At 33.8% G+C, this 26,633-nt stretch carries 25 protein-coding genes; 10 read left to right on the top strand and 15 right to left on the bottom strand.

Translation table 11 applies throughout. The features are described 5' to 3' along the window. The first annotated feature begins 20 nt into the window (after positions 1 to 20). On the top strand, positions 21 to 536 hold the full coding sequence (locus tag VOI54_RS01965; protein WP_326281047.1) for a gamma carbonic anhydrase family protein: 516 nt from the start codon (positions 21 to 23) through the stop codon (positions 534 to 536). 98 nt (positions 537 to 634) lie between these two features. On the opposite strand, the gene murI is transcribed toward VOI54_RS01965, so the two are convergent. From murI to VOI54_RS01925, 8 genes are all read right to left on the bottom strand, one after another. Further along, the gene (murI, locus tag VOI54_RS01960; RefSeq protein WP_326281046.1) at positions 635 to 1,411 is read right to left on the bottom strand and encodes a glutamate racemase; all 777 of its coding nucleotides are present in this window, start codon (positions 1,409 to 1,411) and stop codon (positions 635 to 637) included. A 69-nt stretch (positions 1,412 to 1,480) separates the two neighbouring features. Beyond that, complete coding sequence (locus VOI54_RS01955) at positions 1,481 to 1,981, bottom strand: OmpH/Skp family outer membrane protein (protein ID WP_326281045.1); 501 nt, start codon at positions 1,979 to 1,981, stop codon at positions 1,481 to 1,483. Between the two features lie 33 nt (positions 1,982 to 2,014). Then, entirely contained in the window at positions 2,015 to 3,016 is a 1,002-nt protein-coding gene (locus VOI54_RS01950; RefSeq protein WP_326281044.1) for an OmpH family outer membrane protein, read from the bottom strand. Positions 3,017 to 3,196: 180 nt separating this feature from the next. Next, complete coding sequence (locus VOI54_RS01945; RefSeq protein WP_326281043.1) at positions 3,197 to 5,836, bottom strand: BamA/OMP85 family outer membrane protein; 2,640 nt, start codon at positions 5,834 to 5,836, stop codon at positions 3,197 to 3,199. After that, the gene (gene uppS, locus VOI54_RS01940; RefSeq protein WP_326281042.1) at positions 5,769 to 6,509 is read right to left on the bottom strand and encodes an undecaprenyl pyrophosphate synthase; all 741 of its coding nucleotides are present in this window, start codon (positions 6,507 to 6,509) and stop codon (positions 5,769 to 5,771) included. Before uppS ends, VOI54_RS01945 begins: the two co-directional genes overlap by 68 nt. Continuing rightward, on the bottom strand, positions 6,510 to 7,196 hold the full coding sequence (gene porG / locus VOI54_RS01935; RefSeq protein WP_326281041.1) for a type IX secretion system protein PorG: 687 nt from the start codon (positions 7,194 to 7,196) through the stop codon (positions 6,510 to 6,512). A gap of 124 nt (positions 7,197 to 7,320) precedes the next feature. Beyond that, positions 7,321 to 8,205 (bottom strand): NAD kinase, encoded by an 885-nt coding sequence (locus VOI54_RS01930; RefSeq protein WP_326281040.1) that lies wholly within the window; start codon positions 8,203 to 8,205, stop codon positions 7,321 to 7,323. Positions 8,206 to 8,208: 3 nt separating this feature from the next. Then, complete coding sequence (locus VOI54_RS01925; RefSeq protein ID WP_326281039.1) at positions 8,209 to 8,868, bottom strand: CBS domain-containing protein; 660 nt, start codon at positions 8,866 to 8,868, stop codon at positions 8,209 to 8,211. A gap of 122 nt (positions 8,869 to 8,990) precedes the next feature. Between VOI54_RS01925 and VOI54_RS01920 the strand changes: the two genes are divergently transcribed. The 7 genes from VOI54_RS01920 to clpX all read left to right on the top strand — a co-directional run bounded on the left by VOI54_RS01920 (position 8,991) and on the right by clpX (position 15,091). After that, complete coding sequence (locus VOI54_RS01920) at positions 8,991 to 9,704, top strand: pyridoxine 5'-phosphate synthase (protein ID WP_326281038.1); 714 nt, start codon at positions 8,991 to 8,993, stop codon at positions 9,702 to 9,704. Between the two features lie 35 nt (positions 9,705 to 9,739). Further along, positions 9,740 to 10,504, top strand: a complete 765-nt coding sequence (locus VOI54_RS01915) for an alpha/beta fold hydrolase (protein WP_326281037.1) — start codon at positions 9,740 to 9,742, stop codon at positions 10,502 to 10,504. 9 nt (positions 10,505 to 10,513) lie between these two features. Next, complete coding sequence (locus tag VOI54_RS01910) at positions 10,514 to 11,125, top strand: class I SAM-dependent methyltransferase (protein WP_326283124.1); 612 nt, start codon at positions 10,514 to 10,516, stop codon at positions 11,123 to 11,125. A gap of 31 nt (positions 11,126 to 11,156) precedes the next feature. Continuing rightward, a complete protein-coding gene (locus VOI54_RS01905; protein ID WP_326281036.1) occupies positions 11,157 to 11,510 on the top strand; it encodes a phage holin family protein in 354 nt (117 codons plus the stop codon). Between the two features lie 131 nt (positions 11,511 to 11,641). Continuing rightward, positions 11,642 to 12,970, top strand: a complete 1,329-nt coding sequence (gene tig, locus VOI54_RS01900; protein ID WP_326281035.1) for a trigger factor — start codon at positions 11,642 to 11,644, stop codon at positions 12,968 to 12,970. Positions 12,971 to 13,109: 139 nt separating this feature from the next. Beyond that, positions 13,110 to 13,784: an ATP-dependent Clp endopeptidase proteolytic subunit ClpP gene (clpP, locus tag VOI54_RS01895; RefSeq protein WP_326281034.1), complete on the top strand. Its 675-nt coding sequence runs from the start codon at positions 13,110 to 13,112 to the stop codon at positions 13,782 to 13,784. A gap of 74 nt (positions 13,785 to 13,858) precedes the next feature. Further along, the gene (gene clpX / locus VOI54_RS01890) at positions 13,859 to 15,091 is read left to right on the top strand and encodes an ATP-dependent Clp protease ATP-binding subunit ClpX (RefSeq protein ID WP_326281033.1); all 1,233 of its coding nucleotides are present in this window, start codon (positions 13,859 to 13,861) and stop codon (positions 15,089 to 15,091) included. Positions 15,092 to 15,364: 273 nt separating this feature from the next. Here the strand turns inward: clpX and VOI54_RS01885 are convergent, their stop codons facing one another. Next, the gene (locus VOI54_RS01885) at positions 15,365 to 16,918 is read right to left on the bottom strand and encodes an OmpA family protein (protein ID WP_326281032.1); all 1,554 of its coding nucleotides are present in this window, start codon (positions 16,916 to 16,918) and stop codon (positions 15,365 to 15,367) included. Positions 16,919 to 17,041: 123 nt separating this feature from the next. Beyond that, positions 17,042 to 18,556 (bottom strand): GH3 auxin-responsive promoter family protein, encoded by a 1,515-nt coding sequence (locus VOI54_RS01880; protein WP_326281031.1) that lies wholly within the window; start codon positions 18,554 to 18,556, stop codon positions 17,042 to 17,044. Positions 18,557 to 18,598: 42 nt separating this feature from the next. Between VOI54_RS01880 and VOI54_RS01875 the strand changes: the two genes are divergently transcribed. After that, the gene (locus tag VOI54_RS01875; protein WP_326281030.1) at positions 18,599 to 19,393 is read left to right on the top strand and encodes a DUF2797 domain-containing protein; all 795 of its coding nucleotides are present in this window, start codon (positions 18,599 to 18,601) and stop codon (positions 19,391 to 19,393) included. Here the strand turns inward: VOI54_RS01875 and VOI54_RS01870 are convergent. The 4 genes from VOI54_RS01870 to VOI54_RS01855 form a co-directional block, all read right to left on the bottom strand. After that, positions 19,390 to 20,013, bottom strand: a complete 624-nt coding sequence (locus VOI54_RS01870; RefSeq protein ID WP_326281029.1) for a LysE family transporter — start codon at positions 20,011 to 20,013, stop codon at positions 19,390 to 19,392. The two genes, VOI54_RS01875 and VOI54_RS01870, sit on opposite strands and share 4 nt — an antisense overlap. 137 nt (positions 20,014 to 20,150) lie before the next feature. Further along, positions 20,151 to 20,345, bottom strand: coding sequence for a 30S ribosomal protein S21 (gene rpsU, locus VOI54_RS01865; protein ID WP_136481582.1), 195 nt, complete (start codon positions 20,343 to 20,345; stop codon positions 20,151 to 20,153). A gap of 123 nt (positions 20,346 to 20,468) precedes the next feature. Continuing rightward, positions 20,469 to 23,141: an AsmA-like C-terminal region-containing protein gene (locus VOI54_RS01860; protein ID WP_326281028.1), complete on the bottom strand. Its 2,673-nt coding sequence runs from the start codon at positions 23,139 to 23,141 to the stop codon at positions 20,469 to 20,471. 125 nt (positions 23,142 to 23,266) lie between these two features. Continuing rightward, complete coding sequence (locus tag VOI54_RS01855) at positions 23,267 to 23,971, bottom strand: queuosine precursor transporter (protein ID WP_326281027.1); 705 nt, start codon at positions 23,969 to 23,971, stop codon at positions 23,267 to 23,269. Positions 23,972 to 24,041: 70 nt separating this feature from the next. On the opposite strand from VOI54_RS01855, the gene folK reads away from it, so the two are divergent. Then, complete coding sequence (gene folK / locus VOI54_RS01850; RefSeq protein WP_326281026.1) at positions 24,042 to 25,175, top strand: 2-amino-4-hydroxy-6-hydroxymethyldihydropteridine diphosphokinase; 1,134 nt, start codon at positions 24,042 to 24,044, stop codon at positions 25,173 to 25,175. A gap of 55 nt (positions 25,176 to 25,230) precedes the next feature. On the opposite strand, the gene VOI54_RS01845 is transcribed toward folK, so the two are convergent. Beyond that, positions 25,231 to 26,619: a purple acid phosphatase family protein gene (locus VOI54_RS01845; RefSeq protein ID WP_326281025.1), complete on the bottom strand. Its 1,389-nt coding sequence runs from the start codon at positions 26,617 to 26,619 to the stop codon at positions 25,231 to 25,233. Positions 26,620 to 26,633: the final 14 nt, after the last annotated feature.

Below are 26,633 nucleotides of genomic sequence, written 5' to 3'. Positions count from 1 at the left end.
TAAATTAATTAATAGACAATATGCCAGTTATAAAATCAGTAAAAGGAGTTTCGCCACAAATACCGGACGATTGTTATGTAGCCGAAAATGCTACTATTGTTGGAGACGTGACTATGGGAAGTCAATGTAGTATTTGGTTTAGTGCTGTAGTACGCGGTGATGTGAATTTCATAAAAATGGGCAATAAAGTAAATGTTCAGGATGGTGCCGTTATTCATGGTACTTATCAAAAATCAGCAACAACAATTGGAAATAATGTATCCATTGGCCATAATGCCCTGGTTCATGGCTGTACTATTCATGATAATGTTTTAGTAGGCATGGGAAGTATTATAATGGATGGCTGTGTAATAGAAAGTCATAGTATTATTGCGGCAGGTGCCGTGGTTACCCAAAATACCAAAGTAGAATCAGGAAGCATTTATGCCGGAGTGCCCGCAAAAAAAGTAAAAGATATCAGTGAAGAACTTATAGCGGGAGAAATCAACCGGATTGCTGATAATTATATAAAATACTCCAGTTGGTTTAAAGAATAGGTTTTGAGCGTTACCACAAGGGTCGGGCTTTCACTACTCGCTCTTTTTAAGGAGCTCAAACAAACCGTTCAATCCCTAACGCAAAAATATGGTTTCAATTAAAAGTTCAGGTATTCAACAACAAGTTCAGAACCCAATAAAGAAGCCATGACTTCTGTATTCTTATTAGTATAAAATTTATTTTGGGGAATAATTTGATCCAGAGCTTGAAGGTTGTTTTTTATCATGACTGCCTTGGTCTGTCTCGCTACAGCTTCCCCAGAATCAATTATTTTTACGTGATTTGGGAGCATATCCGTTAATAACGGTATTAAATAGGGGTAATGTGTACAACCTAAAACAAGATGGTCTATATTGGCCTCAATCATAGGATTTAGGTAAACTTTTAAAAGCGATTCCATAGCTTTAGAATACAGTTTACCACGTTCAATGAGTTCAACTATACCATCGCCAACCTGTTCTATGACTTGAACGTTATTGGCAAATAAAGTAGAGGTTTTAGAGAACAAGGCGCTACTTAATGTGCCTTTGGTTGCCAATACTCCCACAGCATTAGTCTTAGTCTGTAAAGCTGCTGGTTTTATAGCAGGTTCTATCCCAATAAAAGGGACGGCATAGGTTTGTCTTAAATAATTTATGGCATTAGTAGTAGCGGTGTTACAGGCTACTACAATGATTTTACAATCTTTACTGAGTAAAAGTTCAGTATTCTTAATGCTCAGATCAATAATAGCTTTCTTGCCTTTGGAGCCATAAGGTGCATTAGCGCTATCAGCCAAATAAATGGTGCTTTCATTTGGTAATAGCCTTTGTATTTCACGCCAAATGGACGTACCACCAACACCTGAATCAAAAATGCCAATAGGTTTGTTCATAGTTTAACAAAAATAAAAAAGCTGCCTTGTAAAAGACAGCTTTAAAAGTATTTATTTAAAATCTATTGTTTAGATGCCTAGTTTTTTCTTAACGTCAGCTAAAATATCTGTACCATCAGCAACTATTAAAGTAGCACGATCCAATACATATTGGAATCCTTTTTCTTTAGCGACTTCGTTGATAGCATTCATAGCTTTTTCTTGAATAGGTTTAAACAACTCAGCTTCCTTTTCGGCTAAGTCTTTTTGAGCATCAGCTCTAAATTGTGCAATACGTTGTTGCTTTTCCTGTAACTCTAAACCTCTTTTTTGATTTTCTTCATCTGTTTTAGTAGCGGCTTCAGCTTCATATTGCTTCACTGTGTCTTGGTATTCTTTAATTGAGGCTTGAATATCTGTTTGGTAGGTTTTACCTAAAGTTTCAATCTCTGTTTGTGCCGCCTTAGCTTCTGGCATTGCTGCAATTAATTCTTGCGTATTTATATGAGCAACTTTGCTTTGTGCCTGTGTAAAACTTACAGTTGCCATACATAATGCAGTTGCTAATAAAAGAGTCTTTAATTGTTTCATTTTAAAATAAGTATTAAGTGTGTTATAAATTTGCTATTTATTATTTAGACTGTCTTTTTCTTTTTGACGGTCTTCTAAAATTTTTCGTTTTCGCTCTTCAAGAGCTTTTTTTCGTTCTTCTCTTTGTTTTAATTTCTTTTGTCTGTTTTCCTCAATGAGCTGTGCTCTGGTTTTCTTTTCTTTTTCAGGCTCTGCTTCATCTGTTTTAGCTGTTTCTTCGGCCGTTTCCTCTACTTCATTAGTTTTATTTCTAGCGTCAATCTTGGCTTGTTTAGCTTTTGCTCTTTCATCCAGTGTTTTTTGACGCTTTTCTTCAGCAGCTTTAACCTTAGCAGCACGAGCATCTAATTTTTCCTGTCTGGCCTTTTCAATAGCACTTTCCCTTGCCGCTTTCTTTTCTTCTAATGCCTTTTCTCTGGCTTCTAATTCTTCATTTATTTCAGGAAGGAGCTCTTCCTCCTTAGCAGCTTTACGCTCAGCTTTTGTTTGTGCTTGTGTCCTTTTAGCTGACCTGGTTATACTTCTTAGTATTTGCTCACTTAAATCATATTGTTTAGCTGAAAACAACATAGTGGCATCTGATGATTTATCAAAAATAAAATCATATTTCCTACCCTTAGCTAGATCTTGAACTGCAGCAAAAATTTGATCTTGAATAGGCTGCATTAATTGTTTTTTTTGAATAAACAAATCACCATTAGGTCCAAAACGCTTTTGCTGATAGTCTAATATTTCTTTTTCAGCAAACTCTATATCTTCTTTACGTTCTTCAATGAGTTCATTGGTTAATAAGGCTTTTTCATTATTTAGCTCTTTTCTTTGTTGTTCAATATCAGCTAACTTTAATTGGATTTCATTTTTCCATTCTTGAACTTTATTATCCAGCTGAGATGTTGCTTCCTGATACTCAGGAACATTCTCTAAAATATATTCGGTATCTATATAGGCAATTCTAACACCGCGTTGAGCGTGAGATGAAAAGCTCAGTATAGAAACAGAAACTATTGTCAATAAAAAAAGAACGTTATACTTCATCTGTTTATGTTTTTTATAATTTATTGTTTTTATAAATTCTAAAAATGACAAATGATTTTAATTTCTGCCTTTTTGGAATCTAATCTTCAAAATTAACGAAATTTAACCTTAAAAATTTTAATTCATTAGCAAATCATTATTGTGTTAATAGAAAATATCATGCCAAAATAAATAATCATACTAAAACTGCTGTCCAATAATAAAGTGAGTTTCCCAACCATGTTTGCCGGTTTCGCCTACTAAAGGGTCAAAACCGTGACCAAAATCAATACCTAATAAACCAAATGCAGGCATGAAAATTCTTAGACCCAAACCTGCCGATCTATTTACATCAAAAGGGTTATAATCTCTAAAGTTATCAAATGACGCACCGGCTTCTAAAAAGGTGAGCGCATAAATTTTTGCTGATGCCTTTAAAGTAATCGGATAACGTAGCTCTAAAGAGAACTTATTATAAATGGTACCACCATCCTGACTTGATAAGGATTGGTTTGGATAACCACGAAGCTGGATAGCTTCTCTTCCATCCAAACTATAGTTTCCTAACCCATCACCTCCAACAAAGAAACGTTCAAATGGTATGATACCTCTGTCATTATTATAAGCACCTAAAAAACCAAACTCAATACTAGGCCTTAAAACCAAATCTTTGGTAATTTGTGTATACCAATCTCCTTTAAACTTAACTTTATAAAACTCTAACCACTTATAGCGTTCCTGATCTATCTCAGCAATTCTTGCCTGAGCCGCAGCTCTCTCATCATCAGGCCTTGAAGGGTCGTTTCTAATAATATCATTCTCATCACGTTCTGTTTTTAGTGCTTTATAATTAACACCATTAAATAATGAATATGGAGGAGAAAATTTAGCGCTTACTGAAAAACTTGATCCCCCGGTAGGATAAATAGGGTCAATACGCGTATTATTTCTACTTAAACCTACTGTATAAGATAGGTTATTTGAGTAACCATCACCAAAAGTAAATAACCCGGTGTTGTAATTGTTTAAGTCATAGCGTTGAAATCCAACAGACTGAGACAGGGTAAAGAAATCATCGGGAACAGTAAGCCGTTTTGCCAAACCAAAAGTGATACCTGTAATATTAAAACTTCTACTTTTATCAGCATTTCTGGTTAGCGGGTTAAATAAAAACTGTTTTGTATGTGATAAAGATGCCGAAAACTGTACCGGGCGCTTGCCTCCTAACCAAGGTTCAGAAAATGAGAAACTATACGTTTGGTAAAAGCGGCTGGCCTGCAAACGCAATGCTAGTTTTTGTCCATCACCCATAGGTATTGGTTTATAAGCTTCTTTTTTAAAGATGTCTTTTATGGAGAAATTATTAAAAGATAATCCCAGGGTACCAATAAATCCACCACCACCATAGCCACCTTGTAACTCAATTTGACTGGATCCGGTTTCTTTGACGGAGTATTCCATATCAATAGTTCCTTCAACCGGATTGGGGTTGTTAAAGTTTGGGGTTATTTCCTGGGCGTCAAAAAAGCCTAATTGACCAAGTTCCCTAACAGTTCTAACAACATTAGCCTTACTGTATAGTTGACCAGGGCGGGTACGTAATTCTCTATAAATAACATGGTCATTGGTTTTGTCATTTCCAACTACACTTACACTGTTGAAATAGGCCGGTTTACCTTCAGAAATTCTTATCTCTATATCAATAATATTATTATCTGCACTCACTTCAACTGGGTTGATACTGGAAAATAAATAACCGTTATTTTGATATTGATTGGTTATATCAAATGCGTCAGGTTTTGAATTGTCGGCTATTCGTTCTTGTAATAAAATACCGTTATATGTATCACCTTTGTTAATTCTTAAAAGTCTGCTTAAGTCGCGGTCAGAATAAACGGTATTACCAATAAACTTGATATCGCCAAATTTATAAAGCTCACCTTCATTAACATTAATTTGTAGCGAAATGGTTTTATCATCATTGTAAATTAAACTATCAGATAGTATTCTGGCATCTCGATAACCATTTTCTTTATAAGTGTCTATAACATGTCCTAAATCAGCCTGATAAGCAGAGTCAATAAACTTAGAACGCTTTAATATTCTAAGACGATTTATCTTTTTGGTGCTTTTCATACTTTTTCTAAGCTTTTTATCACTTAAAACGTCATTACCGTTAAAGACTATATCCTTAATTTTTACTTTTTGACCTTTATCAATATTAAGTACCATGTTAACTCTGGCAGTTTCAAGAGTGTCTTTAACTTCTATGGTATTAATATGCACTTTTGTGTTTAAAAAACCATCCTTCTTATATTTTTTAGAAAGAAAGTTTTTGGTGGTTGTAATTAGGTTTTCAGTAACTTTTACTCCTTTATTTAATTTATTGTCCTTAATGATGCCTTCTTTCTTACCCTTTTTTACACCATTGATTTTTAATTCATTAAGTTGAGGTAAATCAGAAAGCCTAATTTCCAGAGAAGCAATATTATCTTCTATTTTAGTAACATAAACTTCAATATCACTAAATAATTTTGAGTTCCAAAGCTTTTTAATGGCATCACTTATCTGTTCTCCCGGCAGCGTTATTTCTGAGCCTTTTCTTAAACCAGAATAGGTGATTATTGTTTGTTCACTGAAAGATGTATTACCAGAAACAGTTATTTCACCAAGAGTATATTTACCGCTTAAATCCTGAGCTTGAATATTAAAACAGCTTATAAAAAGAATTATAGCTATAAAGTACTTTAAGTATGATGTTATAGGTAGTATTTTAAATAAGTTGTTCGCTTGTTTTCCCAAATCGTCGTTCTCTTTTTTGATATTCAATAATAGCTTCATATAAATGTTGCTTTGTGAAATCCGGCCACAATACATTTGTAAAATATAACTCGGCATATGCAATTTGCCACAATAAAAAATTGCTTATACGTTGTTCGCCACTTGTTCTAATAAGCAAATCTACATCTGGTAAATTTTGCGTGTAAAGATGCTCATTTATAATTGATTCATCAATATTTTCGGGCGAAATTATATTATTTTTAACTTTAATGCTAATTTCTTTAACGGCACTTGCAATTTCTTCTCTTGATCCGTAGCTTAATGCCAGTGTTAAAGTCATTCTGGTATTGTGTTTGGTGCTTTCTATCACATCAAGAAGTTCTTTATGAACTTTTTTCGGTAACAAACTCAGACAGCCAATAGCATTAAGTTTAATTTTATTATCCTGAAGCGTGTTAATTTCTTTTTTTAAGGACAAAACCAGTAGTTTCATTAAGGTTTGTACTTCAAGTTTTGGTCTGTTCCAGTTTTCTGTTGAAAAGGCATAAAGTGTAAGGTTTTCAATACCAAGCTCAGCACATGTTTCAACAGATTGCTTAACAGATTTTGTTCCTTTTTCATGCCCAAAGGCACGTAATTTTCCTTTTTGTTTTGCCCATCGTCCATTGCCATCCATAATAATAGCCACGTGTTTAGGTAAGGCATCTATCGATATGTGATCTTTTAAGTCCATTTAATTAAAACAATAGCAAGGGTTTTCTCCAAAGGTATAGGTTAAGGTGAATCCAGAAAAGACATACCAATCATTATTATTTATATTTCCAAATCGATAAGCTTGCTTAGCAGGATCTGCAGGTAAACTCCCTTCTATTCCATCTGAAAAAGTATAACGAGCACCTACTTCAATCCCGAAAACAAAACCTTTTATAATACTGGCTTTGAAGCCTAAAACCATAGGAATTCCAATAGCCCAGCTAGAAGTGTTGTCGGGAGTTTGAGTTCCGTTTAAGTAATAATAGTCATCATGCTTGGTTGTGGTTAAACCGGAATAAAGATATGGTGTTACAATTTTTTCTCCTGAATGCAAATCAAAATCCATAAATGAAAATTCCAAACCGGCCGAGATTTCTAATAAATTTGAGTCAAAATCGTAATTCCTTTGTTGACGCCTGGGATCATCTGATTTAGAATCATAAGCTTTTAAATCAGAATATATAACTGAAGCTCTCCAGGAATGTCTTTTACTTTTGTTCCATTTGTATAAAAAACCAATAGAAGGGGCATTTGGAGAAATGTAATTAGTTGCGCCTAAATCTCCAATAAAATTACTGCCACCAACAAAAACACCGATTTCGTTAATTTGAGAGTAGCTTAAGTTCATGGTTAAGGTGCTTAAAATCAATATGGTTAAATGCCTCATAGATGTTCAAAAGTTTGCAAATATAATAAATAAGATTAGCCCATAATAATTTGAACTAAATAGTCTTAGTGTAAAACAGATTTTCTTTTGAATTATTGCTTTATAACGGATACTTAAATGGCTTTTAATTGCGTTTATCTTCTCCCCAAAGTAATTTTTTTCGAAGCGTAGTTAAAAAGCTTTCATCTAAAAGATCGATCATTTTGATTTTAAAATCAGCTTTCTTGATCTTTATTAATGTACCGTTATCTAAAGTTGCAATTCTTGAGTCTAATGATACCAAATGGTTTTCTTCACGCCCACTAACTCTAAGTTGTATTTCTGTTGAATCAGGAATTATTAAAGGGCGAGCACTTAGATTATGAGGAGCAATAGGAGTTAATACAAAACTGTTTGTACCGGGGGTAATCACCGGGCCACCACAACTTAAAGAATAACCGGTTGAGCCAGTGGGAGTTGATACAATTAAACCATCGCTCCAGTAAGATGTTAGGTATTCGCCATCTAAATGCGTTTCAACGGTTATCATAGAGGTTGTATTCTTACGGCTAACAGCAACTTCATTCAAAGCAAAGTTTAAACCGGTAATATCTGCATTTTCAGGAGTGGTTTCTACGGAGAGTAAACTTCTTTCAGATATTTTATAGTTACCATCTATAATGTTTTGAAGGGCATGCTCAATAACATCTACCTGAATGGTGGCTAAAAAACCAAGCCTGCCGGTATTGATTCCAATAATTGGAATGTCTATATCTTTCACAAAAGTAATAGCTCTTAAAATAGTGCCATCTCCACCAATACTAATAAGAAACTCAAACGAAGTGTCTAGGGTATCAAAAGTTTTAAATGAACTGAATTTTTCACTTTTAAAAGATTCTTGGGTAAGCAGGTTGAAAAATTCATGCTCAATATAAACTTCAATATCCTTTTGTAATAAATAATTGGAAAGTCTTTCTATTGACGTTGTTGTTCTTGTGTTATAAAATCGTCCGAAAACTGCAACCTTCATATATTAAATATTTAAATACTTTTTCAAATAATCCGAACGTTCTTTTAAGCTTTCAATATAAGTATCTTCTTCATGTCCTGAAACAATATTGTAGCTGTATCTTCGAAAAGTTTGAATAATGTCATTAAGTCCTGTATTTCCAATTTTAAGTGTTACCTGAATTAAATCCGTATTCATTTTTGAGACAAAGGCCCCTAAAAGTTTACCATTATTTGATTCTACAATTTGACTAATTTCACTAAATGAATAATCATTAACCCCTTTCTCAATGACTAAAATACCTCCAGTTTCCGTGAAAAAAGGAGAATGACTGAATAAGCTAATAATATCATTAAGCTCATAATAGCCTAAATACTCATTTTGAGCATTAAGTACCGGCATAATATTGGCGTGATTTATAGCAAATGCTTCCAGAACATCTAACCATAAGGTTGTATTGTGAACAAAAAAACTCTCAATTGAAAATTTATAGTCGCTTAATAGTTTAGTGCTTTCAAAACAGTGTGCGTCAGTTTCAGAGAAACAACCAATATAATTCCCGTTATCATCTTTTATTGGAATATGTGAAAACGTTAATTGGTTAAATAACATTTGCAACTCTCCTATTTCGCTGTTACTATTCAACGGTTTTATGTCATTTATAATAAATTCTGAAAGTTTCATTTGTTGCTTTATGTCATTAATTTTGTCAGATAGTGTTTGGCTTATTACTGAAATGCAAATTAATCAAAAAAAAAGTATGTAGGCCTGTTCTACTTTGTATTTTTGTTTTTTAAAATAGATTTATGACTAAGTTAAGTGTTAATATTAATAAGATTGCTACCTTAAGAAATTCAAGAGGAGGTGATGTCCCTAATGTGGTTCAATTTGCTAAGGATGTGCAGCGTTTTGGAGCTGAAGGAGTGACTATTCATCCAAGGCCGGATGAAAGACATATTCGTTATCAGGACGCCAGAGATCTAAAATCAGAAGTATACACTGAATATAATATAGAAGGTAACCCTATAGATTCTTTTGTGAATCTGGTTTTAGAAGTAAAACCTACTCAGGTAACTCTTGTTCCGGATGCTGTTGATGCTATAACTAGTGATGCAGGCTGGGATACGATTAAACATAAAACCTTCCTGGTAGATGTGATTAAAGAATTTCAAAATAATGGAATTAGAACCTCTATTTTTGTAGACCCTGTGCTGGAGCAAATTGAAGGAGCTAAAGCTACCGGAACAGATAGAATTGAACTATATACGGAGCGTTTTGCACATGAATATGGCTTAGGGAATACTAATGCTATAAAGTCATATGTAAAAAGCGCACAGTTAGCACATGATTTAGGTTTGGGGGTAAATGCAGGACACGATTTATCTTTGGATAACATTAAGTTTTTTAAAGAAAATATTCCAAACTTATTGGAAGTCTCAATTGGACATGCTTTGATAGCTGAAAGTTTGTATCTGGGTGTGGAAAATGTTATACAAATGTATCTACGTAAGTTGAAGTAAATGGTTTTGGTCATAAGTAATTCGTAAACTGGAATATGATATTACATTCAAATATAATAGGGGAAGGACAGGCATTTGTAATCCTTCATGGATTTTTGGGGATGAGTGATAATTGGAAAACTCTTGGAGGTCAGTTTGCTGAACAGGGGTTTCAAGTGCACCTGGTGGACCAACGTAATCATGGACGTAGCTTTCATGATGATGAATTTAATTATGAAGTACTGGCGGAAGATCTTAAAGCCTACTGTGATGAAAATCAACTTTCAGACATTGTACTATTAGGGCACTCTATGGGGGGGAAAACGGCCATGCTGTTTGCAACACTGTATCCTGAATTAGTGTCAAAACTTATAGTAGCAGATATCTCTCCAAGATTTTACCCTGTGCACCATGAGGCTATTTTAAATGGGTTAAGTGCATTGGATTTTGGTGTGATAAAAACCAGAGGAGAAGCAGATAAGGAGCTAAGTGGTTATGTGTCTGATTTTGGAACGCGACAATTTTTACTTAAAAACCTGTATTGGGTTGAAAAAGGAAAATTGGGGTTACGACTTAATATTAACGTTTTACAAAATGAGGTTGAGGAGATAGGAGAACCATTACCCGGTTACTCAACATTTGGTAAGGATACTTTATTTTTACGCGGAGATCGCTCAGAATATATTGGTATTGATGATGAGGTTATAATTTCTAATCATTTTCCAAAATCTAAAATTGTAACAGTTACTAATGCAGGGCATTGGTTGCATGCAGAAAACCCCAAATTGTTTTTTGAAGCCGTGATGCAGTTTGTGAAGTGATTCTATTCTATTTTAGATATAGGAAGTGGTGTAGGCAGGACAGCAATTGCATTAAGCACGTATCTAAATCAAGAAGGCTCATATAATGGCTTTAATGTAGTAAAGAAAGGAGTTGAATGGTGTAATAAGGGCTTAGGTAAAGATTTTCCTAATTTTAACTTTAGGTACGTTTCAGTTTTTAATGATCTCTACAATACGGCAGAAGTAAAAGCTACTGAGTTTGAAATCCCTTATAAAACAGCTGATTTTAATAAGGTTTTTTCCTTTTCATTGTTTACACATATGCAATTAGAAGAAATTCAGCATTATTTCTTTGAGATTGAACGCATACTAAAACCCAAAGGATTGTGTTTTCCCACATTTTTCTTATACAATTCAGAATCTGAAGATTCTATTTTCAAAAGAAATGGCTTTAGTTTTCCATACAAAGGAGAAAATTTTAGACTGATGCATGAAAGTGTTAAATCTGGAAATATAGCAATTCATGAAGATACGTTGAAGGGTATGCTAAATAAAGCTAATTTGAAATGTGTTAAAATTGTAGATGGCTATTGGAAAGACTATATTCGAGATAAATCAAAAAAAGAATATCAAGATATTGTGGTTTTTGAAAAGGTTTAAGTACTTTAGTTAAGTAATTGAATAGTTGATCATGAAATTAATTCTCAAACTTTTAATAACTGCAGTAGCAGTATTTATCTTAGCTTATTTTTTACCAGGGGTAACATTAACAGGTGATAAAATGGTTACAGCCTTAATGGTAGCCGCGGTTTTGGCAGTATTAAACTTATTTGTAAAACCTATCTTAATAATATTTACCCTACCTATAACCATCTTAACATTAGGATTATTTTTACTTATAATTAATGCGTTAATTATTTTATTAGCCAGTAATATAATAGATAGCTTTTCAGTGAGTAGTATATGGACAGCTATATTATTTAGTGTCTTATTATCTTTTCTAGAATCTGTACTACATTCGCTTTTAAAAGAAGATAAAAAATAGCTTATAATCAAGCAATTAAAAACTTTGTTGGGATGTAAAAATATATTACTTTTGCATCCCAATTTTGGTTTGGTGAATTCCGGTTCAAAACCTTTTGTTAAATGCCCAAAGAGGGTTTTATATAGTTAAAAATGAATATTACAAGAGAAAACGTTGATGCATTAAATGCTGTAGTAAAAGTTGATATCACTAAAGAGGATTACAGTGATAAAGTTGAGAAAATCTTATCTGATTATCGTAAAACAGCAAATATTCCTGGTTTTAGAAAAGGACATGTGCCAATGGGTATGGTTAAAAAACAGTATGGAAAAGCAGTTTTGGTTGATGAAGTTAACAAATTACTACAAGATGCTTTGAATAAATATTTAACTGAAGAAAAGTTGGATGTTCTTGGGCAGCCATTACCAAAACCACAAGATGATATTGATTGGAATGCAGAAGGATTTTCTTTTGAATTTGAATTAGGTTTAGCACCAGAGTTTGAAGTTGAACTTAAAAGTAAAAAAGCAATTACCCAATACAATATTGTTGCGGATGACAAAATGATTAACGAGCAAATTGAGCGTATTCAAAAACAATATGGGAAATTAATATCTCAGGATGTTGTTGCTAAAGATAGTGAGATTACCGGAGCATATACCAATGAAGAAAAGGAGATTGATAATACTGTAACCTTAACTTTAGATAAGTTTAAGGGGAAATCAACCGAAAAACAATTTATTGGAGCAAAAGCAAGCGATGTTATTACCTTGAAAACAAAAGGGCTTTTTGATGATGAGCATGATTTAATGCACGCATTAAAACTAGGACATGATGACGTTCATGGTCTTGATATTGAGGTAAACTTTACAATTACAGAAATTAATCAGCGTGAATTAGCAGATTTAGATCAAGAATTATTTGATAAACTTTTTCCTAAAGGAGAAGTGACTTCTGTTACTGAGCTAAAAGCTAAAATAAAAGAAGATGCTGAAAAACAATTTGTGCAACAGGCAGATCAAAAGTTGTTAAATGATATTACTGAGTATCTGGTTGAGCATACTAAGTTTGATTTACCATCAGAGTTTTTGACCAAATGGATGCAAACAGCCGGTGAAAAAGAAATGGATGCAGATCAGGCTAAAGAAGAGTATGAAAAGTCAGAGAAAAGCTTGCGTTACCAGTTAATAGAAGGTAAATTGATTACAGATAATAACATTCAGGTTACTATGGATGATATTAAGAATCATGCAAGAGAAATGATTAAAGGGCAAATGGCACAGTTTGGTCAAACTAATCCTTCAGACAAAGAGTTAGATGATATTGCGGCAAGAGTATTGTCTAATCAGGAAGAAGCCCGTAGAATTTCAGAACAATTAATTAGCCAAAAACTATTAGAAGTTTATAAAGAAAAAGCAAATCTTAAGGTTAAAGAATTAAGTTACGAAAACTTTGTTAAAGAAGTTTACGGCGACAAATAATTAAAATAATAAATGCTTATATTTAAGCGCTTAAATCAATAGGTTTAAGCGCTTTTTTATTCAAAAAGAAATTTATTTAAACACGGTTTAAGGCATCTTGTTGTAAGTCAATGTGTTAATTAAAACAATTTTAAAGATTATGGATTACGCTAAGGAATTTGAAAAATTTGCGATAAAAGATCAAGGTATTAGTAGTACATATTACAATAAAATTATTAGTAGTATGTATCCCACTAACCTAACTCCTAATATTATTGAAGAACGTCAAATGAATATTGCTGTTTTTGATGTATTCTCACGTTTAATGATGGACAGAATTATATTTTTAGGAACAGGAATCAATGATCAGGTAGCAAATATTGTACAGGCTCAGTTGTTGTTCTTGGAAAGTACAGATGCTAACAAGGATATTCAAATATATATTAATTCCCCTGGAGGAAGTGTATATGCCGGATTGGGTATTTATGATACCATGCAGTTTATTAAACCAGATGTAGCCACAATTTGTACAGGTATGGCAGCATCAATGGGAGCTGTTCTTTTATGTGCAGGTGAAAAAGGAAAACGCAGCGGTTTAACACATTCACGTGTGATGATACATCAGCCTTTAGGTGGCGCACAAGGGCAGGCAAGTGATATTGAGATTACGGCAAGAGAGATCTTAATCTTGAAAGAAGAACTTTACAAAATTATAAGTAAGCATTCCGGGCAAGATTACGACAAAGTATATGCAGATAGTGATAGGGATTATTGGATGAAAGCAGATAAGGCCAAGGAATACGGTATGATTGATGAGATTTTAGCTCGTAATTAAATAAAAATTTGTAATTTTAAAAAATTGTTATAGAGGGATTTATAATAATTTATTCCCGTAAATAGATTAGATTAATGGCAAAAGAAGAATTAGAATGTTCGTTTTGTGGTAGAAAAAAGCCAGAAACAAACTTGTTGATAGCAGGGTTAGATGCACATATCTGTGATAGGTGTATTGAGCAGGCACATGGTATAGTTCTGGAAGAATCAAAACAAAATGATAGCAGTGATTTATCTGCTGAATTAAAACTTCGCAAACCACAACAAATTAAAGCGTTTCTTGATGAATATATTATAGGACAAGGTGTTACTAAAAAAGTAATGTCTGTTGCTGTTTATAATCATTATAAAAGGTTATTGCAGCCCCCTTCAAAAGATGAGATTGATATTCAGAAGAGTAATATCATTATGGTAGGGCAAACGGGAACGGGTAAAACATTAATGGCAAAAACTATTGCTAAAATGTTAAACGTACCGTTAGCTATTGTTGATGCTACAGTTTTAACAGAAGCGGGTTATGTAGGTGAAGATGTTGAAAGTATTTTGACCAGACTTTTACAGGCTGCAGATTATAATTTAGAAAAGGCAGAGAAGGGCATTGTATTTATTGATGAAATTGATAAAATTGCCCGTAAAAGCGACAATCCTTCAATAACACGTGATGTTTCGGGAGAAGGTGTGCAACAAGCCTTATTGAAGCTTTTAGAAGGAACAGTTGTTAACGTGCCGCCAAAAGGCGGACGTAAGCATCCGGATCAAAAGTTTATTGAAGTCAATACTGAGAATATTCTGTTTATAGCTGGAGGAGCGTTTGATGGTATAGAACGCGTTATTTCCAAGAGATTAAATATGCAGGCAGTTGGTTATAGTGCATCTATGTCTGATGATGTTGTAGATCAAGATCATCTATTACAGTATATTATACCTAAGGATTTAAAAGACTTTGGGTTGATTCCTGAAATTATTGGACGTTTACCGGTTTTAACTTATATGGATCCTTTAGATGCAGATACGTTAAGAGCTATTCTAACAGAACCAAAAAATGCAATTATCAAGCAATACAAGAAGCTGTTTTTGATGGATAACATTGAATTTAGTATCACAGACGGCGCGTTGGATTTTATTGTAAATAAAGCCATAGAGTATAAGCTAGGGGCCAGAGGTTTACGTTCACTTTGTGAAGAGATTTTGACTGATGCCATGTTTGAGTTGCCAAGTACAGATGAGAAAGCGTTAAATGTAACCAAAGCTTATGCTGAAGAAAAATTGACTAAAACAACATTAAAGAAATTAAAAGCAGTTTCTTAGACGTTAAATTAGTTATTGAATATAAAAAAACCACGCTCTAGCGTGGTTTTATTTTTTATGGATTATTAATTAATAAAGGAATCTTTATTCTTTATTAGAGTAAAATTTCAAGAGGGAAATAGAAATTTTGACTGACCTTATTCTTAATATCTTTTTAAAAGTATACTTATTAAGTTGCAGTGCAAAAGTTTTTTTGGTCTTTTAGATTATTAGACAAAATATTCGTTTAAAAACTTTTAGTAAAGCACTTAATCGATAATATTAAGAATTAACTTATTCTTGAATGACAAACTCAACACGTCTGTTAGCTTGTAAATCTTTAGCTGAACAATTGTTTTTGCAGTCTATCAATGGTTTTGTCTCTCCAAAGCCTTTAAATTGTAATCTGCTTTTTGGAATCCCTTTTTTTATTAAGTATTTTACAGTTGAAGCAGCCCGCTTTTCAGATAGCCCCATATTGTAGGATGCCCGGCCTTTATTATCCGTATGCGCATTAATTGCTAATTTCATGTCCGGGTTTTCATCAAGAACTTTTACAATTTTATTTAATGAAATAAAAGACTCTTCTTTAATATTCCATTTGTTAAAATCAAAATAAATATTTTCCAAAACAATTCTTAATTCATTATCTACTTTTTCAATTACGGGTTCAGTGGTAAGCAGCTCTATGTTTTTTCTATATGTAGTTTCGTTTCCTCTATTGGTGAAAAAGGGAATAGAAGCATCTTTAAACCCATCCTTATGTGTATTTAAAGTATAAGATTCAAAAGGTAAAACGCTAAGACTGTAGGAGCCATCTTCTTTAGTCATAGTTCTGGCAATTTCTTTATCATCCTCATCTTTTAAAACCAAAAGCGTATTAGGAAGTTTTATTTGAGTTTTTAAGTCCACAACCCTACCAACAATAGATTGATAGACATCTTCACTGGTAGCCGTGTATATATCATAACGTCCTTTACCGTTAGGCCTGTTTGAAGTAAGGTACCCCTTGTGTCTGGCTGCTAAAAAATAAGCAATCTCGTCATAAACAGTGTTCAAAGAACTCCCCAGGTTTACAGGTGCCTGATAATCATTTTCACTGGAAATCTTACTTCTAAATACATCAAAACCCCCAATATTATCATGGCCTTTTGAGGAAAAAAACAAATACTTGTCATCAATGGATAAGGAAGGGTATTTATCATCAAGTTCGGTATTAATGGTCTTACCTAAATTTTCTGGCTGGCCTAAAGTTCCATCCGGGTTAATTTTTGAAACGTAAAGATCAAAACCTCCATGAGTATCAGGGAAGTTAGCTGAAAAATACAATTTATCACCAGCATGATTAACAAAGGGGTTTTCAATCGAGACATCAGGCTTATTAATGCTAGTAAGGTTTTGGTTAATCCAGTTACCTTGAGAGTTCTCTTCCAAAGAGGCTTTATATAATTTGTATTCTAATGAATTTTGCTTGTTGCTTCTGGTGTAGTATACGGTATGCTCATCCGGGGAAAATGAAAGTTGGTCTTCACTGGAACTGGTATTTAGTAGCCTGGAGAATAATAACGGCCTGCTCAAAGCACCGTTGTCATCAATATCTAAACAAAAAAGTTCTTTATAAGCTTCATTGGTATTGAGGTCAATCTTAGCTAAGCCCCCAATCTTTTTTGAAGAAACCATTATGAATTTATTTCTGAAAAACCCTGAACCTATTTCTGTATAGCGTGTGTTGGTGCTGGTGGGTAGTACTTCAAATTTAAAACTATTGGGGCCTATTTTCGTTGAAGATTGTCCCTGGCAAAACATAGCACAGGTTAAGAAAATGAAAAGACAAAATTTAGTTTTCATTTAATCTAGGGTTAGGATGAATTCGTTTATTAAATATAGAATAGACTTTAGCACTTTTAATAATTTCTCGGATTAATCGCAATTTAATTCGTTAAGTGCTTGTTTTTGTGGTGTTTTGAGTCATTATGTGTTTAGGCTTAAGAGGTCGTCCATGTACTCTCTGGTATTTGAAAGTCGCGGTATTTTGTGTTGCCCACCTAATTTATTGTTTTGTTTTAGCCAATCATAAAACAAACGTTCTCGGGCGATATTAATTTTGGGCTTATTTAAGGTGATGTTGTTATACCGTTTTGCTTCGTAATCTGAGTTTAAAGATTTTAGAGCATTATCAAAAAGTTCATTAAAATAATTTAAGTCTTTAGGGGGGATTTTAAATTCAATCAACCATTCATGTGCGCCTTTTTCTTTTCCTTCCATAAAAATGGGAGCAGCTGTAAAATCTACAATTTCAGCTTTGGTGCGTTTACATACTTTTTTTAAAGCCTCTTCAGCATTCTCAATAATGAGCTCTTCGCCAAAAACATTAATGTGATGCTTAGTACGTCCGGAGATTTTTATTCTATAGGGGTTTAATGATGTGAATCTTACAGTGTCTCCAATTTTATAACGCCATAGCCCGGCATTGGTAGTGATAATAACAGCATAATTTTGATTAAGTTTTACCTGGCTAAGTGGAATGGCTTTTTCTTCAGAAGTTGCATAAACATCCATTGGAATAAATTCATAGAAAATACCATAATCCAACATCAATAATAATTCATTAGAATCATTTTGATCCTGAATAGCAAAAAAACCTTCTGAGGCATTATAGATCTCATAATATTTAAAGTCCTTTTTCGGAAGTATTTTTTTGTACTGATCTGTATAGGGCGTAAAACTTACACCGCCATGAAAATAGACTTCTAAGTTAGGCCAAATATCATGTAAACTTTTTTTACCTGTAGTTTCTAAAACATTATTGAGTAAAACCAGCATCCATGACGGAACACCAGCTAAACTTGTTACGTTCTCATTAATAGTTTCATCAACTATAGCCTGCATTTTATGTTCCCAGTCACTCATTAAAGAGACTTTATTACTTGGTGTGCTGCTAAACTCTGCCCAAAAGGGCATGTTATCAATAAGAATAGCTGAAAGGTCTCCAAAAACAGTTCCGTTCTCTTTGTATAATTCTTTACTTCCTCCAAGGCGTAAGCTTTTACCTGTAAACAACTGTGAATCTTCATTGTTGTTCAAATACATGCATAACAAATCTTTGCTTGCAGCGTAATGACAATCTTCTAACGATTCTGTACTGACAGGAATAAATTTACTTTTAGCTCTGGTAGTTCCGCTAGATTTAGCAAACCATTTTATTGCACTGGGCCAAAAAATATTAGTTTCGCCCTGCCTGGAACGTTCTATAACATCTTGCCAGTCATCATAATTTTTTATAGGAACACGCTCTGCAAATGTTTGGTAACTTTTAATAGAAGCAAAATCATATTGTTTGCCAATTTCGGTGTTTTTAGCAAAATCTAATAAACTGAATAGCAATTCGTTTTGTACTTCATTAGGGTATTTTAAGAATAGCTCAATTTGATGAAACCTTTTTTTTAAAAACCAAGAAGCAATCGAATTTACTATAGGTATTGGCATATTTATTCTATCTTTAAGTTTTTAAAAATAATACTTTTTTTTATGACCTACCAAGGTGTTTTAACAAAAATGGAAAGTGAATTTGCCAGTCCAATTCAATATTATTTAGTATTTGAAAATGATTTTTTGAATATGAATCAATTATTAGGTAAAAATATCACTATTCAATTTGTTAAATATCAATGTTTGAATTGTGGATTGGATAAACCTATCTACAGGCAAGGTTTTGATAAACAATGTTTTTATGATACGCCTCAGGCAGGAGACTGGATTATGAGGCCGGAATTAAGTACAGCACATTTGGGTAAAGAAGACCGGGATTTGGAGTATGAAAAAAAAGCACAATTACAACCCCATATTGTGTATTTGGCCAATTCAAGTAATGTAAAAGTAGGAGTGACAAGAAAAAGTCAGGTGCCAACACGTTGGATAGATCAAGGAGCTCATGAAGCTATTGAAATTGTTGAAGTTCCAAATCGTTATTTAGCTGGAATTACTGAAGTTGCTTTAAAAGCGCATATTTCAGATAAAACCAATTGGCGAAAAATGCTTAAAAATGATATTGAAGATGAAAACCTGGTTGAATGGAGAGAACGGTTGTTATCATACATTCCTGAGGAGGCAAAAGATTATTTTATTGAAAATAACTCTGAAACCCATTTAGAGTTTCCTGTACTCAATTATCCGATAAAACCTAGGAGTTTAAATCTTAAAAAAGAGAAACAGTATACCGGTAAATTGCTAGGTGTTAAAGGTCAATATCTTATTTTTGAGGATAATACCGTATTTAATATTAGAGCTAATGAAGGCTTGGTTGTTACTATTTCAATCATTTAAACAGCATAGATTTTAATAGCCTGAATAATGCTAATACAGATTAAAAGTATACCGGTGATTTTGTTTACAGCTGTATTGACATTATGAACTTTATGCTTTATAATTAGACTGATTTTACTATAACCATATAAGATCAATAACTTACCTAAATAAACCCCCAAAAAGAATAAAAACAGTACAGAAAAAGAAGATTGAAGAGAAAGGAGTATGTCATTATTCTTTAAAACGCCAAACGCAATAACCCAATAAATTAAAACAGGAGGATTTACTATACCTAAAATAAAACCTGTGGCGTATTTTGATTGGCTAAACTTTCTTTGTTTTGATTTGTGCTTAGGCTGTTTTTTAAAGCATAGAAAACTACCGGCTATGAGCAGGAGGGTAGCTACTAAAATTTGAACCCATAAATTGTTGTAAAAAAAATTTTTAATCATCACATTACAATGTAATGCGTAATAAGACAAAACAACTTCTGCAATTCCCGCAGTTATAGCAATTTTAAAAGCTTGATTTACATTTTGCTTTAAAGTGGTGTTTATTACAGCAATGTTAGAGGCTCCTAAAGGTAAAGCACTAAGTGTAGCGGCTAAAATTCCAATAAATAAGTAGATTAAAGTCATAATTCTTTTGTTGTAAGTGGATCTGAAAACTTACAATTGATAGAATTAAAATGTTATTTTAACCAAATGCTGTAAAAACAAAAAATCCCATTTACAAATCGTGTAAATGGGATTTAATTTATAATGATGTTAAGAGATTATATATCTTCTTGATCTCTTAATGTTTGGATATATGCTGCTTTTTGGATTTCGCGACGTCTTTTTACAGAAGGCTTAGTGAAAAACTGACCATCTCTCAGGTTTTGCATCACTTTAATATTTCTGTGTTTTCTTTTGTAGCGTTTTAATGCACGTTCTATGTTCTCGCCGTCTTTTACAATTATTTTTAACATATATCCTAACTTAATTTTTTAATTTTCTTGGTGTATCCTAATAGGATTTGCAAAATTCTAATATTTTATTAAAAAAACCTAATAAATAAATGCTTTTTTTATATAATACAGGAACCTGTGTTTTTAATTAACAGTATCCTTTTTCTTTTTACCTAATAAGCCACCTAAAACATTTTTAACGGCCTCGGTTGTGTTGTCCGTTTTAGTGGAATCATTTGATGATTTTTTATCTCCTATTATATCAGTTAAAACATCAGTAATAGCATCATTTTGCTCTTTTTTAATGGAATCTGTTTTAGACTGATTGCCGCCAATAACATCACTGATTAAATCATTGACTTTGTCTTTACCATCATTAAGTAGTTTTTGTTTTTGTACCTCAATAAGTTGATTGGTTAAGTTTGAGATGCCACTGCTTAAATCTGTTTTCACCGAGGGGCTGGTATAATTACCTTCAATAGTTGCCGTTATTGGTATGCTTATAGTGTTAACGTCATCATTGTCTATTTTACCTATTAGCCTGTTAACTTCGCTGCCTAAATATTTAGCCGGAACGTTAAATACAGCATTGTAATCTATAGTTTGATCAAAACCGTGTGTTCCGGATATGCTGATGTCAATATCTTTGTATTTTAAATCAAAAGGTTTTACACTTACTTTACCATCAGCAAAAGTTAAGGCCGTTTTTAGACTTTCTAAGTCCAGTTTGTCAAAATCTATAAAACTTAAAGCACCGTCAAGTTTATTTATTAATCCATCCTGATTTTTATTAATGCTGGTGGCCAGTAATTCGGCTAAAGCGTTTCCTGAAATGGTTTGTAGATTTGGAGAGAATTCATTGTCTAAGTGTCCAGAAAGAATAAGATCTGTATTTAATTTTCCATCAAGTATTTTTGCTATAGGCGCCAGTTGTTTAAATACATCTAAATCTTTAAATGATTGCGAAATATCAAAATCTTCTGCCCCTAAATTCAGATTGAATGTTGGTGTTTCGTTTTTTGTAGACACATCACCGGAAATAGACAAAGCACCTCCAAATATATTAGATTGCATATTCTGAAGTGTTGCTTGCTGGTCCTTTATCAGTAACTTTCCGGTTACATTTTTTAAGTTTAAATTATCATAAACTACAGTTTTAGCATTTGCATTTATTGTACAATCTAAAAAAGCCGGTATTTTTAAAGACTCCTCATCACCTGTAGTTTTGTTATTTGTTGAGTTCTCCTGGTCTTCAGACATAAAGTCACTAACTTTAAAAAGGGTGGAGTTTACCATAAAGTTGCCTTTTAAAGTATTGTCACTTAACAGAAAACCCAATAAATTATTTATGGTTCCGGTGGCATCTAAATCACTATTACCGGTTTTTGCTTTAAATGTATTTAAAGAAACAGCACCAGGTTTGAACGTCATATTAGCTTGGGAGATAGTAATTGGGTTTACTATGTCTTTTGAAGAAAATACAAAATCAGAAATGCTTGCAGAGCCACTGTTTTTAATACGGTTATAGGCATTGGTGTCAATAGCTTTCATATCAAAGCTTGTGTTCAGTTTTGCCTTTAAAATACCACTGAGCTTATTTTCTAATTCTATGGGGTATACCTGGGTGAGTTTAGCTAAGTTTAAAACGCCATCAATATGGGCATTAACCAGCATGTTCTTTGTTATATTTTTTAAGGTAGCCGAGGATTTAAAAATATCATCGTCTATTTTAAAATTAAGGGCTTCAATATCAATATAGGTATGGTCAGGGTTTCCGGTAGTGTTTTTAATAGAGGTATTTAGGGTAATTTGGCTTACTTTTTTGGGCAGGTCAGGATATTTAAACGAGGCATTATTTGAGGTAATATTAATATCCAGATTTGGAATAGTTGTATCTGAACTCAAGCCTTTTATCAGTCCGTTAACTTTAAAATCTCCTGTGGTTTCTACATTTTCAATGTTTTTTGAATAGGTTTTCGGGATTACGGCTAAGAAGTTCTTAAAGTCAGATTCCGGATTTTTAAAGGAAATATTTATGTCCTGGCCGTTTTCAAGTTGTTGCACATACCCTTGAAACTCCAAAGGCAGATCATTAATAAAACCTTTGTTTTCTTTGAATGTGTACTTACTGTTTTTTAAATCCAGATCAATCAGGGCATCCAGTTTTATAGGATTACTGTCCAGATAATTTGTGCCGTCTAAAGTAAAACTCAGATTGGTTTTGCTTTTAGTATTTAATTCTGAAACTTCAGCTGAAAATGTGCCATGCCCTTCATGATTGAATTCTGTAAGGTGGATCAGGGTTTTAGAAATATCATCAATATAGGTTAAAGCACTGTTTTTTATTCTATAATCTTCAATACTGAAAACAAAACTACCGGTTTCAGTATTGGTAGAAGCTTTATTATGCTCTTCTTTAGTGATGTTATAATTACTATTTCCAAACTTGTCTGTTTTTAAGGTTAAAAGGGCTTCGTTAACATTTATGGCATTGACAATAATAGGGTCTTCGCTGGCATTTTTAAATAATTCTTTCACAGACATGGTAAAAGAGATGTCTTTAACCGTGGCAAAGGTTTCGTCTTCAAAGGGTTCAAAATTAGTGATTACCAAATCACTTACACTTACACGGGCTTTTGGAAAATTTTGAATAAAACTTAGGCTTACATCGCTAAACTCTACCTGGGCATTTAGGTTCTGATTGATAAACTGTTTGACCAGATCTTTTATTTGTCCTTTAAAGGCAAACGGAATGGCAATCAATAATGCCATTATAATAAGTAGTGTGATACCAATAATTTTTAAAGCCTTTTTCATATGTAGTTTGATGTTCTTAAAGAAAGTGAATTGTAGTTAGACAAAACACGCTGTTTTATATACGCAAAAATGGTATTAAAAGATGAAATGCGGTTTGAATTAACGTTAATTCTTTCTGAAAAATCTTAAAGCAAGTCTATTTCTTCATTCACTTTTAAATTAAAACGTTTTCTAAATAAATACACACCCAGGTATAAAAAAGGGGTGTCACAAGCAGCAACAAATACTTTAAAAAGAAATCCTGAAATTAAAAGCCCTTTAAAAAGACTCCAGGGTAAAACGTCAAAAAAGCATAGTAGAAATACAACAGAAAACGTATCGACAAATTGTGATAGCCATGTTGAGAAATTATTTCTGAGCCATAAGTGTTTTCCTTTGGTTAAACGCTTCCAGAAATGATAGATTTGAATATCTATAAACTGTGCAAATAAATAAGCGGTCATACTAGCGCCAACGGCTAAGATGGTCCTTCCAAAAACATTAGAAAACACAGCATCATTAATGGGAGAGTCCGTTACGGCAGGAACAATATCTGCTACATAAATAATCAGAACAGAAAATAAGGAAGCAAAAATACCGGTAATAACCACTTGATTAGCGCGTTTTTTACCGTAAATCTCGCTGATTAAATCAGTGATTAAAAAAGTAATGGGGTAAGGTAGAATGCCTACTGAGATTACAAAAAGCTTGCTTCCAAAAACTTCTATGTCCAGTGGGTGCCAATAAAAGAACTTCTGGAAAATAAGGTTGGAAACCACAAGCGATGTTATAAATAAAGCGCCTAAAAGCATATAAATACGTTGGGCTGCTAGTTTGTCTTTTAAAGTCATACAAATTGTGAATAAATACGTTCTGTAAATATAAAAGAAACCATTTACTTTTTATTATTTTGCTTTTCTTATGACAAAACCAACAACATACCATATTGCCCTGGGGAGTAATAAAGGGGATAAGTTTAAAAATTTACAGGAAGCCATTGATGCCATTTATGAGCAGGTTGGAAATATTAAACTGATTTCTAAAGTGTATAAATCTCCGGCCTTTGGTTTTGAGAGTGATGATTTTTTGAATTGTTGCTTGGTCCTAGAAAGTTATTTGGAACCTCAAATGGTTTTAGAGGCCTTATTAGAAATTGAAATAGGTTTAGGGCGTGAGCGTAAATCAGGGCGTGGGTATGAAGCCAGAACCATAGATCTGGATATTGTTTTTGCTGAAGACAGGATAATACACACTGAAACTCTGGAAGTGCCACACCCTGAAATGGATAAACGTAAATTTGTTTTATTACCGCTTAATGATATAGCTTCAAAAGTAAAACATCCTGAATTTAATAAAGAGGTTGGTGTGTTGCTGGGCGAATGTGATGATGACAGTGTTCTGGAACCCATTAATATCTGGTTAAAAAACCCGGGCAAGGGGTTTGAGTTTTCTAAGTTTAACTATATAGCTATTGAAGGTAATATTGGTGCCGGAAAAACCAGCTTGGCAACCAGGATAGCCCATGACTTTAACGCAAAATTGATATTAGAACGCTTTGCAGATAATCCGTTTTTGCCAAAATTTTATAACGATGCTAACAGGTATGCCTTTCCCCTGGAAATGTCTTTTCTTGCAGATCGGTATCAGCAAATATCTGATGATCTGGCACAACTCGATCTGTTTAAAGACTTTATAGTAAGTGATTATGATGTGTTTAAATCCTTGATCTTTTCAAAAATCACATTGCAGGACGATGAGTTTAATTTATACCGAAAGTTATTCTATCTGATGTATAAGGACATTGCAAAGCCCGAACTATATGTGTATTTATACCAAAATACGGAACGCTTGCAGCAAAATATAAAGAAGCGCGGACGTGATTACGAGCAAAATATTGCTGATGACTATTTAGAGAAGATCAATACGGGGTACCTGGATTTCTTAAAAACCCAAACCGATTTCAATGTAAAAATCATTGATATTTCAGATAGGGATTTTATAGCAAACCGAGCCGATTACTTGTGGGTCTTAGGTGAGATTGCGTCTAAGGTATAATAATAAATGTTATCATGTGGACATGATACGCTCTTTATTCGCTTCTAAAAAAAGTCTAACGCCTTTTCCTTTTGCCAAATTTCTTTTTACCGGTCTTAAAGTTTTTGATAATAACTGCCCGGTCATATTCTTCGCCTAGGGCTGTATAAGCCACATAGGTTAGTTTGTTATCCTCTACAGTAATAACCTGGAAGAATTGGGTTTGCTCAGCAGATTTGTCCGGCTGGTAGCCATCTGCTGCATAGGTTTTCATCTGCTCATGGTCCAGACCATACTGCTTTGGGCCGCTTACGGACGTTACATATACCGTACCCAGGCCTTTAGTTTTATTAGAGTCAGCGGTTCTGGTAGGAACATGGCCCCGTGCATAGGTGTGATCATGTCCGTTGAGTACCAGGTCAACATTATATTTGTCAAGCAATGGTTTCCAGTGTTGGCGGGCAAACTTGAAGTCGCGTCCCTTGGCCGGTGAGAATACAGAATGGTGACAGGTGATGATGTTCCATTTGGCCGAAGAGTCTTTCAGTTGCTTTTCAATATATTGGGTTTGTTCTTCAAGCTTATCGTTAGAGTTAAGCACAATAATACGCACATCCTGATAATCTATAGTATATACGGTTTCGTGCAGTTCCGGGCTCAGGTCTTTTTCAACGGGGAGTGTGAACTGAGGGCGCCATTGAATGGCAAGCTTCTTGGATTCTCCTTTGGCAATGGGTCTGAATTCATGATTTCCAACTACGGGAATTGCTGTCCATTGACTATGAATAAAACCACCGGCTTTATACCACTCTGCCCACTCATAATCTCGATGGGCATTATTGATGAGGTCGCCAGCATGGATAACAAATGAGGCATCCGGGGCTGTTTGATAGGCCATACGGATGACGCGCGACCAATGCGCTAGCACATCATTTTGGGCATCTCCAAAGTAAACAAATTGGGTTGGGGAATAGTCGGTTTTTGCTGTGCGAAACTGGATCCATTCAGTCCAATACGTACTGCCATCTCCAACGCGGTAGGCATAAAGTGTATCAGGTTTGAACCCTTCAAATACCACACTGTGGTAATGCACTTTGAGCGATGTATTCCCTTTGTATAAACCTAAATCAAATGGCTCCGTAACAGCATCTACAGTCACGGCATTATTTGTAAACCCTGAATTTACTGTAGCCTCTGCTATTTGTGCTACTGCCTTGGTAACGGTGGTATCGGTACGCCAGGTCACCGCTCTGTTGGTTGCCGGGTCACCATGGAAGGTGAGCATGATCCGGTCCGGATCCTCACTGGGAATCTCCCAATGATGCAAACCTTCATGATCATGATGGTGTTGAGCCATAGCCGGAGTAAATGAAAGGCCAATTATGAACGCAAGGCTCAAAACTAAATGGCAGGATTTTAAATAGCTTGCTGAGCATTGTTTTTTGTTTGAATCAGGTGGGTTCATCCTTACAGGGTTTT

The sequence above is a fragment of the Alterotamlana spongicola genome, assembly GCF_035818475.1.
In the GTDB taxonomy this organism is placed as follows: Bacteria; Bacteroidota; Bacteroidia; order Flavobacteriales; family Flavobacteriaceae; genus Cognatitamlana.
The sequence above is the reverse complement of the archived record's forward strand: the minus strand, read 5'-3'. Positions and strand labels throughout refer to the sequence as shown.

Excerpts from the sequence above, each read along its gene's own strand:
- VOI54_RS01925 (WP_326281039.1), bottom strand. The coding sequence starts at position 8,868 with ATGAAACTTTCAGAATTTATTATAAATGACATAAAACCGTTGAATAGT.
- VOI54_RS01905 (WP_326281036.1), top strand. The coding sequence starts at position 11,157 with ATGAAATTAATTCTCAAACTTTTAATAACTGCAGTAGCAGTATTTATC.
- VOI54_RS01950 (WP_326281044.1), bottom strand. The coding sequence starts at position 3,016 with ATGAAGTATAACGTTCTTTTTTTATTGACAATAGTTTCTGTTTCTATA.
- uppS (WP_326281042.1), bottom strand. The coding sequence starts at position 6,509 with ATGGACTTAAAAGATCACATATCGATAGATGCCTTACCTAAACACGTG.
- VOI54_RS01955 (WP_326281045.1), bottom strand. The coding sequence starts at position 1,981 with ATGAAACAATTAAAGACTCTTTTATTAGCAACTGCATTATGTATGGCA.
- VOI54_RS01885 (WP_326281032.1), bottom strand. The coding sequence starts at position 16,918 with ATGAAAACTAAATTTTGTCTTTTCATTTTCTTAACCTGTGCTATGTTT.
- VOI54_RS01845 (WP_326281025.1), bottom strand. The coding sequence starts at position 26,619 with ATGAACCCACCTGATTCAAACAAAAAACAATGCTCAGCAAGCTATTTA.
- folK (WP_326281026.1), top strand. The coding sequence starts at position 24,042 with ATGACAAAACCAACAACATACCATATTGCCCTGGGGAGTAATAAAGGG.
- murI (WP_326281046.1), bottom strand. The coding sequence starts at position 1,411 with ATGAACAAACCTATTGGCATTTTTGATTCAGGTGTTGGTGGTACGTCC.
- clpX (WP_326281033.1), top strand. The coding sequence starts at position 13,859 with ATGGCAAAAGAAGAATTAGAATGTTCGTTTTGTGGTAGAAAAAAGCCA.
- tig (WP_326281035.1), top strand. The coding sequence starts at position 11,642 with ATGAATATTACAAGAGAAAACGTTGATGCATTAAATGCTGTAGTAAAA.
- VOI54_RS01930 (WP_326281040.1), bottom strand. The coding sequence starts at position 8,205 with ATGAAGGTTGCAGTTTTCGGACGATTTTATAACACAAGAACAACAACG.
- VOI54_RS01875 (WP_326281030.1), top strand. The coding sequence starts at position 18,599 with ATGACCTACCAAGGTGTTTTAACAAAAATGGAAAGTGAATTTGCCAGT.
- VOI54_RS01870 (WP_326281029.1), bottom strand. The coding sequence starts at position 20,013 with ATGACTTTAATCTACTTATTTATTGGAATTTTAGCCGCTACACTTAGT.
- VOI54_RS01915 (WP_326281037.1), top strand. The coding sequence starts at position 9,740 with ATGATATTACATTCAAATATAATAGGGGAAGGACAGGCATTTGTAATC.
- VOI54_RS01855 (WP_326281027.1), bottom strand. The coding sequence starts at position 23,971 with ATGACTTTAAAAGACAAACTAGCAGCCCAACGTATTTATATGCTTTTA.
- rpsU (WP_136481582.1), bottom strand. The coding sequence starts at position 20,345 with ATGTTAAAAATAATTGTAAAAGACGGCGAGAACATAGAACGTGCATTA.
- VOI54_RS01965 (WP_326281047.1), top strand. The coding sequence starts at position 21 with ATGCCAGTTATAAAATCAGTAAAAGGAGTTTCGCCACAAATACCGGAC.
- clpP (WP_326281034.1), top strand. The coding sequence starts at position 13,110 with ATGGATTACGCTAAGGAATTTGAAAAATTTGCGATAAAAGATCAAGGT.
- porG (WP_326281041.1), bottom strand. The coding sequence starts at position 7,196 with ATGAGGCATTTAACCATATTGATTTTAAGCACCTTAACCATGAACTTA.
- VOI54_RS01860 (WP_326281028.1), bottom strand. The coding sequence starts at position 23,141 with ATGAAAAAGGCTTTAAAAATTATTGGTATCACACTACTTATTATAATG.
- VOI54_RS01945 (WP_326281043.1), bottom strand. The coding sequence starts at position 5,836 with ATGAAGCTATTATTGAATATCAAAAAAGAGAACGACGATTTGGGAAAA.
- VOI54_RS01920 (WP_326281038.1), top strand. The coding sequence starts at position 8,991 with ATGACTAAGTTAAGTGTTAATATTAATAAGATTGCTACCTTAAGAAAT.
- VOI54_RS01880 (WP_326281031.1), bottom strand. The coding sequence starts at position 18,556 with ATGCCAATACCTATAGTAAATTCGATTGCTTCTTGGTTTTTAAAAAAA.